This window comes from Streptomyces sp. NPDC060028, from assembly GCF_042736725.1.
Classification (GTDB): domain Bacteria; phylum Actinomycetota; class Actinomycetes; order Streptomycetales; family Streptomycetaceae; genus Streptomyces.
Genome location: NZ_JBHWVJ010000064.1, coordinates 1 through 12849 on the forward strand (window position 1 = coordinate 1; position 12849 = coordinate 12849).

At 70.7% G+C, this 12849-nt stretch carries 14 protein-coding genes and 1 pseudogene; 4 read left to right on the forward strand and 11 right to left on the reverse strand.

Translation table 11 applies throughout. The features are described from left to right. Positions 1-51 precede the first annotated feature (51 nt). From ACFWBF_RS26765 to ACFWBF_RS26805, 9 genes are all read right to left on the reverse strand, one after another. Positions 52-201 (reverse strand): hypothetical protein, encoded by a 150-nt coding sequence (locus tag ACFWBF_RS26765; protein WP_385606356.1) that lies wholly within the window; start codon positions 199-201, stop codon positions 52-54. A 233-nt stretch (positions 202-434) separates the two neighbouring features. Further along, positions 435-929 (reverse strand): CorA family divalent cation transporter, encoded by a 495-nt coding sequence (locus ACFWBF_RS26770; RefSeq protein ID WP_385606358.1) that lies wholly within the window; start codon positions 927-929, stop codon positions 435-437. Between the two features lie 632 nt (positions 930-1561). Then, positions 1562-2695 (reverse strand): glutamate--cysteine ligase, encoded by a 1134-nt coding sequence (locus ACFWBF_RS26775; RefSeq protein ID WP_385606360.1) that lies wholly within the window; start codon positions 2693-2695, stop codon positions 1562-1564. 196 nt (positions 2696-2891) lie between these two features. Then, positions 2892-3725 carry a class II glutamine amidotransferase gene (locus ACFWBF_RS26780; RefSeq protein WP_385606361.1) on the reverse strand — a complete coding sequence of 278 codons (834 nt, stop codon included), beginning with the start codon at positions 3723-3725 and terminating at the stop codon, positions 2892-2894. Between the two features lie 130 nt (positions 3726-3855). Further along, entirely contained in the window at positions 3856-4203 is a 348-nt protein-coding gene (locus ACFWBF_RS26785) for a DUF3040 domain-containing protein (protein ID WP_385606363.1), read from the reverse strand. A gap of 41 nt (positions 4204-4244) precedes the next feature. After that, positions 4245-4991: a VOC family protein gene (locus tag ACFWBF_RS26790; protein WP_385606365.1), complete on the reverse strand. Its 747-nt coding sequence runs from the start codon at positions 4989-4991 to the stop codon at positions 4245-4247. 192 nt (positions 4992-5183) lie between these two features. Then, a complete protein-coding gene (locus tag ACFWBF_RS26795; protein WP_385606366.1) occupies positions 5184-5339 on the reverse strand; it encodes a DUF6131 family protein in 156 nt (51 codons plus the stop codon). A gap of 112 nt (positions 5340-5451) precedes the next feature. Continuing rightward, positions 5452-5658 carry a hypothetical protein gene (locus ACFWBF_RS26800; protein ID WP_385606368.1) on the reverse strand — a complete coding sequence of 69 codons (207 nt, stop codon included), beginning with the start codon at positions 5656-5658 and terminating at the stop codon, positions 5452-5454. Positions 5659-5793: 135 nt separating this feature from the next. Then, positions 5794-6261 carry an STAS domain-containing protein gene (locus tag ACFWBF_RS26805; protein WP_385606370.1) on the reverse strand — a complete coding sequence of 156 codons (468 nt, stop codon included), beginning with the start codon at positions 6259-6261 and terminating at the stop codon, positions 5794-5796. A 229-nt stretch (positions 6262-6490) separates the two neighbouring features. On the opposite strand from ACFWBF_RS26805, the gene ACFWBF_RS26810 reads away from it, so the two are divergent. Further along, entirely contained in the window at positions 6491-7186 is a 696-nt protein-coding gene (locus ACFWBF_RS26810) for a phosphoribosyltransferase (protein ID WP_385606372.1), read from the forward strand. 93 nt (positions 7187-7279) lie between these two features. Then, positions 7280-7681, forward strand: a pseudogene (locus ACFWBF_RS26815) (ATP-dependent DNA ligase); the annotation flags it as partial. 50 nt (positions 7682-7731) lie between these two features. Here the strand turns inward: ACFWBF_RS26815 and ACFWBF_RS26820 are convergent. Then, positions 7732-8340, reverse strand: coding sequence for a DUF6000 family protein (locus tag ACFWBF_RS26820; RefSeq protein WP_385606374.1), 609 nt, complete (start codon positions 8338-8340; stop codon positions 7732-7734). Between the two features lie 250 nt (positions 8341-8590). Between ACFWBF_RS26820 and ACFWBF_RS26825 the strand changes: the two genes are divergently transcribed. Further along, positions 8591-8902, forward strand: coding sequence for a hypothetical protein (locus ACFWBF_RS26825; RefSeq protein WP_385606375.1), 312 nt, complete (start codon positions 8591-8593; stop codon positions 8900-8902). 167 nt (positions 8903-9069) lie between these two features. Further along, complete coding sequence (locus ACFWBF_RS26830) at positions 9070-10938, forward strand: cellulase family glycosylhydrolase (protein ID WP_385606377.1); 1869 nt, start codon at positions 9070-9072, stop codon at positions 10936-10938. A gap of 71 nt (positions 10939-11009) precedes the next feature. Here the strand turns inward: ACFWBF_RS26830 and ACFWBF_RS26835 are convergent, their stop codons facing one another. After that, positions 11010-12716 carry a SpoIIE family protein phosphatase gene (locus ACFWBF_RS26835; RefSeq protein WP_385606379.1) on the reverse strand — a complete coding sequence of 569 codons (1707 nt, stop codon included), beginning with the start codon at positions 12714-12716 and terminating at the stop codon, positions 11010-11012. Positions 12717-12849: the final 133 nt, after the last annotated feature.

Consider the following 12849-nt stretch of genomic DNA (forward strand, 5'->3'; position numbering starts at 1 on the left):
CGAGGTGCCGTGCCGGGCGCCGCGACGCGGTGAACCTTTCCGGTCACAGCACTAGATGCAGCCCCTGCGCCGTAGGTGGGTGAACATCGCGACGCCCGAACCCGCCACCAGGACGAGGAAGGCCGGCCAGGCCCAAACGAATTTGGTTTCCGGCTGGTAGAAGTTCGCGGCGTAGATCCCGCCCAGCAGTGTGGGAATCATGAACACCACGAGCCACGAAGTCACCCTCCGGGCGACCCTGGTCCCATGGTAAAGCTCCACTGACTTCCCGTGGAGCAGTACCATTTCCTTCCGGTACCGGCGGACTCCCTGGAGAAAGGTGTGCAGTTCTTCATTCGAGCACGCGTCAAGGTCTTTCGGGGTGAGCCCGGCCAAACTGGAGTGCGTGGCATTGTTCGACATGTAAATCGCCCTTCCTCTGCTCGATGGCAGGCCTACAGCCAGCCCTTGCGCTTGACCGCGAAGTAGGTGGCCAGGGCGGTGGATGCCAGCGCGGCGAGGAATATCGGCCAGCCGTACTTGAACTGGAGCTCGGGCATGTGCTCGAAGTTGGAACCGTAGAGCGATGCGAGAGCGCCGGGCACCACGGCGATTGCCGTCCAGGCGCTCACCCTCCGGGTCTCCACGGTGACCTTCAGCTGGTCTTCGGTGATTTCCCGGATATCCTCCATTTCCTTGTTCAGCCCGCGGATCTCCGTGTTGATCTCGCGGAGCAGCTCCACCTTCTGGGTGTGCTCGGCAACCGTTTCGACCGGCATGAGCGTGCTGTCGTGGTTCGTGGGCATCGTGTTGGTCATGGCATTCCTCCTGTCAAGGCACGTCCTGGGCGGCACTCGGTGTGCACCCGTCGCCGCTCGGCGGATCTCGGACGTGCTTCGGCGGTAAACATGTGGTGAATGTGTTCGCTGAGAAAGTTGGGGACGCGGCACGTATCCACAGCCGCGCGGCCCGGTCGCCGGTCGACGTGCCGGGGCACGCCGATACGGCGTCGGGTTCGCATAAGAAAGCGCGCGGAAAACCGGAGACGCGCCGCGGAGGCATGCTGTGGTGCCGTGGCGCGGCGTGGGCCGCTACTGCAGTGCGTCAAGCGGGATCGGCGGCGTATACGCCTTGGGACTACTGCCACTAGGCACGCTGATCACCTCCCGCACATCCAGACGCGGTTTGTCCCGCGCCTCAGACAAGGTAAACGACAAGCAATGTGATTACAAAGTCGGAAAATGGCGCATCGGTCCGATCCGCCCCGGAAAGAGCTGAAACCTGCAGGTGGGACCGCCGGCCCGCCCCCCATGAAGATCTCCACGGTTCGGGCGGTCAATGCCCACACCGCGCGCGGGGCCGGACACGCGGCGACCGACGGCACGGGCACGGTGTTCACGGCCGCGGGACGGACGAAGGCCCCTGGTCCGAAAGGCCGTTGCTCGGCCCGAGCCGCAGTACGGCCCTCCCGTACCGGGTCCGGGCCTGCGCACCGGGCGGGCGCCCTCGACGGGCCGTCAGGGCTGGCTGCACATCCGGACGTGGCCTTCGCGCAGCCGAACCCGTGGGGCCGTACGTCGTCTCAGGCGGCGGCGACGGTTTCCGCGAGGGTGTCCACCACGTCGCTGAGCCGTCCGCGGCGGTGGTGGGCGGCTCTTTGCAGAGCTGCCCCGGTGCCTTCGGCGCGGACGCGGTCGAGCAGCGTGTCGACCAGGGGGAGGTCGCCCGAGGCGGCGAGTCCCGGGGCCGCACGGGCGCGCAGCCGGGCGACGAGGGCCCACGCCGGCACCGGGACCCCGCTGACCGGATCGAGACCGTCGCCCTCCATGCCGTACGCGGCCGCGCGCCGGTGGGCCTCGCGCAGCCTTGCGGACTCCAGGACCGGGGCCGGAAGCCCGTCGGCCGCCTCCGGGCCCAGGGTGGCGGCGAGACCTCGTATGAGCAGCGCGAGGAGTACGACGGTGTCGATCCCGGCGTTCACGTCGGCGACGCGGATCTCCAGGGTCGGAACGTGTTCGGACGGGCGGGCGTACCAGTAGATCATCCGCCGGTCCAGGACCGTTCCGCTCCGGACGAGCGCGTCGGCGACCCGTTTGTACCCCGCTTCGTCGAGGACCGGAGCGGGCCCCACGGTGGGCCAGCGGGCATGCTCCACCGCTCGCCAGCTGGCATGTCCGGTGTCTTCGCCCCGGCTGAAGGGGGAGTTGGCGGCGAGTGCCTGGAGGGAGGGCAGCCACGGGCGCATCCGGTTGGCGATCTCGAGGGCCTCGGCGCGGCAGCTCATCCCGATGTGCACGTGGCATCCGCACACCGCCTGGTCGTAGTCGCCGAGGACCGACGCGAAGCGTGAAGCCATCCTTCGGTAGCGGTCGTCGCGCGTGACCGTCAGGGGAAGCTCCGGCGGTATGACTGGGGTTCCGGCCGCGAGCAGCAGACATTCCTCGGCGGCCGCGGCGCGGATCACCTCGGCCCGTAGCCCGGCCAGTTGGGCTCTGAGCGCGGCGGGGCTCGCCGTGGGGCTGGTGCACACCTCCACCTGGGCGGTGAAGAACTCCTGCTGCACCAGCGGGCCGAGCGTGCGCGAGGCGGCTTCTATGACCCGGGGTCCGCGACCCACCGGGGCCCGGCTGTGACGGTCGACGAGCAGGAACTCCTCCTCGACGCCCATCGTCAGTGCCGCGACCCGGCTCGGGCTGCTCTCAGCCTCAGGTGCCACGGCGGCCGGGCGGGCTGTGCCTGTGCCTGCGCCTGTGCCTCCTGCCTGTCCGGCAGAAGGCTTGGACACGGTCAGTGACATCGGAGCGCCCTCCGTCGGTCGATCGCGCGTGCTCGGCTGCTGGCTGGGCTGCCGGCTGGGCTGCTGATGAAGGGCCCATACCCCTCGAACCGTCACTCAAGCAGGGGCGCGGCCGTCAGCGTTCAGGGATGAAGGGGAGATAGTCCTCCGGCCCGGAAGGGATCACCGCGTAACTGGCCTCGGGAAGCTCGTTCCACACGCCGGGCAGGTCTCCCAGCGGCTCGGAGACGACGATGCGGGTTTCGTCGGAGATCTCGCTGAGGTAGTGCAGTTCCGGGTGGAGGTGGCGGACGGTCTCGGCGCGGCTGCTGTAGAACAGCGACCGCGACGAGCCCCCGCTGGAATAGCGGAAGGCCCAGACCCGTTCCCCGTCGCTGACCGCCACCGTCATCTGGAGCGGTTCCGGCACGCCGTGCTCCTTGCCGAGCCGCTCCACCAACCCCGCCATCCTGGCGACCGCGTCCGGGACGTTCTGGTCGAGGCCGTAGGTGACCGCCAGGTAGAACATCACCTCGGAGTCGGTGGATCCCTCGATGGACGGGAAGAGCGCCGGGTCCACGGCCATGCAAAGGTCCCGCTGCAGCCGCTGGAAGTCCGCGATGGCCCCGTTGTGCATCCACAGCCATCGGCCGTGACGGAACGGGTGGCAATTGGTCTGCTGGACGGCCGAGCCCGTCGAGGCCCGCACGTGCGCGAAGAACAGCGGCGAGCGGACGTGCGCCGCGAGCTCGCGCAGGTTGCGGTTGTTCCAGGCCGGTGCGGTGTCCCGGAAGACAGCCGGTGTGCCGTCACCGTCCGTGCTGTACCAGCCGATGCCGAAGCCGTCGCCGTTGGTCGCTTCGACACCCATACGCGCACGGAGGCTCTGGTTGATCAGCGAGTGCTCCGGACGGTAGAGCACGGCGTCCAGCAGCATGGGCGAACCCGAGTAGGCGAGCCAGCGGCACATGCGCACCATTCCTTTCGCGGCCTGCTCCGAGCGTAACTCCGCGACCGCCGCCCCTCGCGCCGTGACGGGGCGACGCGACGCCGCGGGCAGGCGCCGGCACCCACATGCGTGCACGAGTCGTACGCGGCTCTCACCGCCGCCCGCGCATCGCGTCACGTGCCGCCGTCCTGCGGCACCAGCGGATCACGAGCCGGAGCAGGACGGTGAGGGTCAGGGCCCAGACGGCGGCGAAGGCCCAGATCAGCGCCGCAGCGGAGGTCGAGACGGCGCATACGAGCAGGGCCGCGCACGCTGCGCCGAGCAGGCAGGTGCACAGTCCGGCCCCGTGGCGGCGGGCCCAGTTCCCGGGGGACGCCCAAGGCCTGATGCCGCGGCGCAGCGTACGCAGCCTGCGGTCCAGGAGCTGATCGGCGCACAGGTCCTGCTCGATGTCGTTGAGGATCATCCGCTCATGCCGAGAGAGCTCAGGACCGTCCATACGTAGCCCCTCTCCTTCTGCGTCTGCCCTTGCCTTGTTCCTCAGGACGGGCCGGGGCCGGCCGGGCCCGCGATGCCGAACAGGGCGCCGTCGGGGTCCCGCAGGGTGATCTCGCGGGTGAGGGGTTCGGGCTCCGGGCCGGGGAGGTGGCTTCCGCCCAGGGTGGTGGCCGTCTTCACCGCGGTTTCGAGGTCGGGGACCCGGAAGTGGACGTTCCAGCTCGGCCGGACCTGCGGGTCGGGGGCCTCGGCCAAGGCCCCGCCGCGCAGGCGGGCCACCGTCCGGCGGCCGTGGCGCAGCAGGATGCGGTCGTCCTCCTCGTCGTACGCGACTTCGCAGCAGCCGGCGTGGTCACAGGCCCACTCCAGCACTTCCGCGTAGAAGATGGCGGCGTCGAAGGCGTTCCTGGTGCGGAGCTCCAGCCAGGCAGGGGCGGCCTCGCCGCCGATACCCCAGTCGGGGATGGCGCCTCCCTGCCAGATCCCGAACGCCGCCCCGTCGCGGTCGGCGGCGAGCGCCGCCCGGCCGGTGCCGAAGGACAGGGGGCCGACGGCGACGGTCCCGCTGCGCTCGAGAATCCGTGCGGCCGTGACGTCGGCGTCGTCCACGGCGAAGTACGGCGTCCAGGCCACGGGGATCGAGAGCGCCCGGGCGAGGGTGCCGAGGCCGGCCACCGGGACCCCGTCGAGGAAGCCGACGGAGAAGCCTTCGCCGAGGCGGCCGGGCCGGAAATCCCAGCCGAGAACCGCGCCGTAGAACTCTTGAGCCGCGCCGAGGTCGCGGGTCATGAGGGTGACCCAGCAGGGTGCACCGAATGTCTCGTGACTTGATGTCGACACGCCACCAACCCCATCCGCCTCATGGGACCCGGACCCCTCCCACATTACTCGCAGGCCGACCACGATGAGTGACGGAGCGATAGCGGGAGGGTGCGGCCGAGGCGGTCGTCCGGGCGCTCGGCGAGTCGCGGGGCGGTGCGCCTACCAGTAATGCCGGCGTCCTCCGACCGCGTGTCCGACGGAGCCGAGGATCCACAAGACGGCGCCGATGACGAGCAGGATGATCCCGATGGTCCACAGGATCGAAATTCCGAAGATGAAGCCGAGGATCAACAGGATGATGCCAAGTACGATCATGACGTTCTCCGATCTCGCAAATCCCTTATGCCCTATTTCGGCGGCGGAATGCGCAACCGGCGATCCTGCTTGCCGGAGCCGTAGGGCGAGGGTGAGAGGTGAGGGTGCCCGTCTACGAGGAGCGGTCGGCCGACGCCGACGCCGTCGCGCCCGCGTTGCCCGCCGGATACGGAACGGCGGTCTCGGGCCCGCCGCCGACGGAGTCCGCGGAAAGCTCCAGCAGACGGTCCATCGCTCGCAGGACCTGCTGGAAGTGCTGCCAGGGGTCTTCTGGTTCCCCGGACCCCCTGCGGCTCGTCGGCTGCCCGGTACGGTTCATGGTCTGCTCCGATCCGACCTCGGACGTGTGGGAAGGCGTCTGCCCACCGGAGGCGCCGGTACGCCTGCGGGCCGGTACGGAAAACGCGGGGTTCCCCGCTGTCACCGCGAAGGCGCGCAGTCCCCGAACACGTCGTCACCGTGCCGCTGGTGGGGGACCCGGGTCGTGGCGGCGCTCGGCGCCCACGAACGGGGACGTGTCGTCGTGGGCGGCGTCGATTCCGGGCGTGAGCCGGGCTTCGGGCTTTTCGCGCAGGAGGTCGAGCAGGGCCCGCAGCCCGGTCTCGTCGCAGGGTTCGAGGCCGTCCAGGAGGTGGAGCAGCCGCAGGGGCTGTGGCTGCCAGTTGTACGCGAGCACGGTGATGCCGTACTCGCGGGCCTGTTCTTGCAGACCGAGGAGGCAACGCAGGCCGGAGACGTCCATGAAGCGCACGTGGTGGAGGTCGCAGGCGACGACGTCGACCCCGTCGCGGAAAGCGGCGGCGCGCACACGCGCGAGCGCGGCGTCGGCTTCGTGGTCGAGTTCCCCGGCCAGGGTCAGGTGCACGGTCGGTCCGTAGCGCCGGAGGGTGATCTGGAGGGCGCCGCTGTCGATGGTGTCCATGGCGTCTTTTTCGCCTCGCCAGGAAGGGGATCCGTTCATGAAGGCCTACCCCGGATCCACCCGGGGTACCGGGCGTGGCCCCCGCGGATCCAGTGGGCGTGATCATGCTCGTCCGGGGCAGCCGCCACGTGACCCCCGGGGGACCCGGAGTGGAATGTGCGCGGAGGAGGCGAGCAGCCGGCGTACCGGAACGTGACGAGCCGCAGGCGAAGGGTGAGGAGGGATCGCGATGCGCTTCCAGAACCGCCAACAGGCCGGCCGGCAGCTCGCGGCCACGCTGGAGGAACTGTGGGCGACCCGGAGCTGGCCCGAACCGGTCGTGTTGGGCCTTCCGCGCGGGGGAGTCCCCGTCGCGGCCGAAGTCGCCCGGACACTCGACGCTCCGCTGGACGTCCTCGTCGCCCGCAAGATCGGTGTCCCCGGCCGGCCGGAGGTGGGAATCGGCGCCATCGTGGGCGACGACCCGCCCCTGTTCGACCGGCGCGCTCTGCGCATGCTCGGCCTCACCCCCCGGGAACTCACCCCCGACGTGGCCCGGGAACGGGCCGAACTGCACCGTCGCGACGCCCTCTACCGCCACGGTCGCCCCGCCCCTGCCCTGCGCGGTCGCCCGGTGATCCTGGTCGACGACGGGCTGGCCACGGGGGTCACCGCCCGCGCGGCTCTGCGCAGGATCCGCGCCGAGGGCCCGGCCGTCCTCGTCCTCGCCGTACCGGTGTGCGCCGCGGGGGCCGCGGAGGAGCTGAGCCGGGACGCCGACCGGGTCGTCTGCCTCCGGCCCCACCGCGACCTGGTGGCCGTCGGGGCCTGGTACGACGACTTCCGCCAAGTCACCGACCAGGAGGTGATCGACATCCTGGAGCACCAGGAAACGACGAGGCGCCGCGCGAGACCCACCGCACCTCGGCACCGAACAGGAGCGTGAGAGCTGCGCTGGGGGCCGCACGGGGCCCGTCGAGACCGTCGAGCCGAGCCCGCGAGCCCCTCAGGAGGGCGCGATGACCACCGCCAAAGCCATCCGGGTGAGCGTCCCGACTGGACCCACCGGGCGGAGCTGCCCAAGGAGGGCGGCACCGTCACGTACGCCGTCTGTGACGACACCGCCACCCTGCTCTACCTCGCCGGTCAGGCATGCGTCACCCCGCTGCCGTCCCTCGTGATGACCACCGGTTCGCGCGGGCTGCACGTACTCGTGGCCCTGGAGCGTGGGGCGCCCTTCGAGGACGTACGGGGCTTCGCGCGCGCCGTCGCCGAACTGCTCGCCTCCCGCCGCCCCGACGAGCTCACCACCGAGCCGAGGAAGAAGGCCCGCCGGGGCCGGCTCTACCTCGACATGCAGCGCAACGCCTACGCCCAGACCACCGTCGCGCCCTACGCCGTCCGCGCCCGCCGCTGGACCATCCTCTCCGGTCCGTCTTCTGTGACGGCGCGGGCCCTGGGCGAGTTCGTTGAGGATGACGTTTCGCTCGGTCATGACTGCCGGCGCCCGTGGTTCAACGGGGCGAGGGTCTCAACGGTCTCGTCGACGAAAGCACAGAGTCGCTGTATGCCCTGCCGGCAGCCGTGTGGGTCGAGGGCCGCTGCGACCCGGGATTCGAGCCACCGGTCCCAGGGGCCTCCCGGGGCAATGAACCCCGATGCGGAGTCGGAGCCGAGCACCCCGTCCAGGTACAGGAGTGTCCCGAGGACGGTTGGCTGGTCGTAGTCGAGGTCGGGACGCGACAAGTAGTGATCAAGGTAGGCGTCGAGCAGTTCGGCATCCGCCGCAGTGCCGAACTTCGCGAGGGCGACGCAGTACGCCGTACCCGCGTACGGCCCCCCGCTGGCGAGCAGGAGCCGACCGATGAGGTCGCGGAACTCGGTCCTGTGGGCCACAGCGACCAGCCAGGCTGCAGTTTTGCACTCGCGCCAACCACCCTCGAAGAGGACGCCGAGCTCCGCGGGAGTGATCTCGTAGGCAGCCTGAGCAAGATCCCGCACAAATGCGGAGCGCTCGACCGCGCTCAGCCGGTGGAGGCTCCCGCCCAACCGAAGGTATCGCCGATCAGGCGTGACGAACCGCCGAACCAGCTCCTGCAACCTCGCGCGGGGTTGCCGAGGAGTGGAGATTCGTGTGGATCGGAGCGGGCAGGCGGACCCCCGCAGCCGGGGCCGCTGCCGGGACCGTGCCGGCCCCGGAGACGGTCACCTGAGGCTGGTTCTCGTGCTTCATTGAACACGTTCAAACTCTCTGACAGTATTGCGGTGGGGAGCCCGCCGGAATTGCGGGGGGTGTGGATCCGCATGCCTTCGGGGCGGGTTGCCGTGAGATCTGGGGAGTCGGCGCGACATGATCTTGATCATTCTTTTCTTCCTGCTTCTGGGCCTGGCGGTGGGTATCACACCGGGCGCGATCCTCGGGTACTTCTTCGTCGCGGTCAGCAGCAGGCTGCCGCGCGGGGTCAGGATCCTGTCGCTGCTGGTCCTGGCGGCGGTTTCGGCAACGACGTGGCTGTTCGTGCCGGGAGTTGACCACATCTGGCGGGCGCCCCTCGTCGTGCTGTCGTTCGCCGCGACACTCGCCTCCGGAGCTACGTTCCTCGGCCGCGAAGCCAGTCGGCGCCGTGCCTCCCGGCTCTCGGCCGTGGGGTGGCCTGGCTGATGTCCCCCCAGCTGACCCGAGGTGATGGGGGGATCAGGCGCCCTCCGGCTCGGCGACCTCGATGACATCAGGAAGCCGCGGCGTGCCGTACTCGACCATGGCCGGTTGTGTACGGCGTGCCTGCTCCAGTTGTTGACGATTCATCAGATGAGGATGACAGTACGGCCATGACGACCCAGGTGATGCGTGAGCCGCATGGTTCCGGCCGATGCGCGTGGGGTGCGGTACTCGTTGTCCTCGCCGCGTCCTCCTTGTACGCCGGAGCGCCGGCGAGCGCCGCCGCCGGGACCGTCCCGTACGACGCGCGGGCAGCCGAAGTGACCGTCAGCGGCACGCACTTCGTCGACGGTTACGGGCGCGAGGTCGTCCTGCGCGGCTTCAACGTCTCGGGCGAGACCAAGCTGGCCGAGTACGGCGGCCTGCCCTTCGCCGGCGTCGAGGACGCGCGGAAGTCGGCGCGGGCCCTGCGCGAGTTGGGCGGAGCGAACTCCGTGCGGTTCCTCCTGTCGTGGGCGGCTGCCGAGCCCGTGCGCGGGCAGGTCGACGAGGTCTACCTGAGCCGGGCGACCGCGCAGATGCGGGAGTTCCTGGCCGTCGGACTGCGCGTGTACCCCGATTTCCACCAGGACCTCTTCTCGCGTCACGTCTTCGACAAGGACAGCTGGTACTCGGGCGACGGCGCACCGCGCTGGGTGGTCCAGGCGGGCGGCTACCCGCGCGAGTCCTGCGGGATCTGCGTCCACTGGGGCCAGAACATCACCCAGAACCAGACGGTCAAGAGCGCCATGCGCGATTTCTGGGTCAACCGGAACGGCGTCCAGGACGCCTTCCTCGACACCGCCCAGGCGACGATGACGTACCTCGCGGGTCACCTGGACGCGACGGAGTTCGCGGGGATCGCCGGGTTCGACCCGTACAACGAGCCCTATGCGGGCCAGTACGCGAGCGGCGAGGACGGCGCCGGCTGGGAGCAGGGCCGGCTCTGGCCGTTCTACGAGAAGTTCCGGGCGCGCATGGACGCGGCGGGCTGGCAGGGCAAGCCCGCCCTCGTCGAGCCGAACATGTTCTGGAACTCCAACCTCTCCTTCATGAAGCAGCCCGGCGGCCTCGGCGGCGTGGGAACCCTGGGGCCGCGGTACGTGTTCAACACCCACTTCTACGACCAGGCGCGGATGTCCGGCTTCTTCAACTTGTCCAAGGCGAAGGACGGCGAGTACGCCGCGGACTTCAACTCCGTACGCAACCGGTCCACCGCGCTGGGCGCCCCCGCGCTCGTCAGCGAGTTCGGCCACCCGCTGACCGGCACGTCGTCCGACAAGGCCCCGTCCGTGGTCAAGGGCCAGTACCAGGCGCTCGACAGTGGACTCGGCGGCCGTGCCTGGTGGCAGACCCCGGCCGCCGCCGGACCCGTGCTGTCCGCGACCCAGTGGCAGTGGGACATCTACAGCGGCCGCCATCACGAGGCGATGAACGACAACCCGGGCAAGATCCGCACCGTGGGCGATGCCTGGAACGACGAGGACCTGTCCGCCGTGCGCCTCGACGACGGCGGCACCCCGGTCCTGCGCCAGGACGCGCGGCTCCTGGACCGGCTGTACCCGAGTGCGGTCGCCGGGCATACGCTCGCGTTCCTCTACGAGGACCGCTCGCGCGACGCGGGCTCGATGTCGACCTGGAGTCAGATCCCCAGTGGCATGCCGGAGTTGAGCGGTCTGGTCGGCACGGAACTGCCGTACGGAGTGCTGGTCTGGCGTGGCGCCGCCGGCGCGAGCGCGCCGACCGAACTGCACCTGCCCGCCGGCTTCGACGCCGCCCGGACCACGGTCGTCTCGGACCTCGGCGCGGTCACCGGACCCGGCACCACGGGGGCGATCGCCCTCGTCCCCGAGCCCGGCGGCACGAACGCCCGCCGGATCCTCCTGTCCGGCGCCCCGGAAGGACTGCACTTCGCGCTGGTCAGCGCCGCCCCGGCGACGGCCGAGCAGCGCGCGGCCGTACAGCGGGAACTGGCCCGATGGGCGGCGGGCGCGTTCTGAGGCACCGCGGCACCGGCGGCCAGCGGTCCGGCGCCAGCGGTCCGGCGGCCAGCCGCTCGGCGGTTTGGCGGTCAGGTGCGACGGACACGGGCGACGAGGACGGCGGTGTCGTCCTCGACGGGGCCCGTCGCGAGCCGGAGCAGCACGGTGTCGAGTACTTCCTCGAGCGGTGCTCCGGTCGGCAGGGCGAGGTCGGCGAGGCGCCGGAGCGAGGTGTTGATGTCCTCGTCGCGGCGCTCCAGGAGCCCGTCGGTGTACAGCAGCAGCACCGCGCCGGGCTGGAGGGTCCGGGACACGGACCGGTAGCCGCTGAAGCCGGTGCCCAGCGGAGGGCCGGGGGGAACCGGGAGCAACAGGGTGCCGCCGGTGGTCCGGATCAGGGCGGGAGGGAGATGGCCGGCGCTGGCGTACGTGCACGTGTTCTGTGACGTGTCCACGAGGGCGAGCAGGCAGGTGGCGACGCGTTCGAACCCGAACATCGTGATCATGTGGTCGGCCTGGTCCAGGATCTCCTCGGGAGCCAGCCCGGTGGTGGCCAGGGTGCGCAGCATGGACCGGTAGTGGCTCATGGCGACGGCCGCCTCGACCCCGTGGCCCATCACGTCGCCCATGACCAGCAGGGTGCGGCCGCCCGGCAGGGCGATGGTGTCGAACCAGTCGCCGCCGACCAGCGCGCCGGTGCCCGAGGGCAGATAGCGGGAGGCGACCTCCAGGTCCCGATGCGGCAGCGTCGGCTCGGAGAGGAGCGCGCGCTGCAGCTCCAGGGCCATGGTGTGCTCTCGGGTGTAGTGCCGGGCGTTGGCCAGGCTCACGGCGGCCCGTTCGGCCAGGGCCTGGGCCGCCTTGATGTCCTCGTGCGTGAACGTGGGCGAGTCGCCGGCCCGCGCCAGGGAGACGGTGCCGATGGCCTGACCCGAGGCGAGGAGGGGGACGACGAGGGCGGAGTGGATGCCGAGCTCCCGGTATGCGGCGACCCGCTCGGGCTGGGGTGCGGCGGCACGGAAGGCCTCGTCGGAGGCGAGGTTGTCGTAGATCGGCTGCCCGGTCTCCAGGCAGCGGGGGATCGCCGAGCCGGGCTGGTAGTCGATGTACGCGCCGGGCCTGCCGAAGGCCCGCACCCGTTCCAGCAGCTCGGGCGCGGCCGCCATCGCCGCCCGGCGCAGCCTCAGTACCCCCTTGAGCGGCCTGGCGCGACCCGCCCCTTCCTCGGCGAGCACCTCGATGGTGACCACGTCGGCGAGGCCGGGCACCAGGAAGTCGGCCAGCTCGGCGCAGGTGGTGTCGAGGTCCGGGGTGCTCCCGATCCGGGCCGCTGCCGCGTCCACCAGCGTGAGCCGGCGGTGTGCGCTCTCCAGGGTGCGCAGGTAGTGGCGGGGGGCGCTGACCTCCAGGCCGACACCGATCAGCCCGAACACCCGGCCGTCCTCCTCCCAGCGGTGGTACGTGCTGCGCCACTCCCGTCTCTCGAAGGCGGACGCGGCACGGGTACGGCCGCTGAGGACCAGCTCCCGGGGTTGTCCGTCGAGCAGCACCTGGCGTAGTACGCCCTCGGACCGGTGGACGTGGGGGGAGAGCTCGGCGAGCGTGTGGCCGATGAGGTCCTCGGCGGGGATCCCGTTCCAGCGCGCCATGCGCGGGTTGACATAGAGGTACCGCAGCCGGGTGTCGAGGACGGCCACGCCGGCGTTCGTGCCGTTCACGATGTGCCGCAGCATCCGGTACTCGCGGGCTGCCGCGGAGTCCAGGACGTCCACCGCTCCATCGTGATCCGTGCTCACGGCGCCCGCATCCCGGGGCGCGCGGGCCGGGCCCGCGCAGGCGGACGAGGGAGGTCATCCGCCCACAGTCAAGTGGTTTGTATATGTCGGCGACCGACGTATGGTGAGACCTGAAGATCCTTCCCGTCGGCGG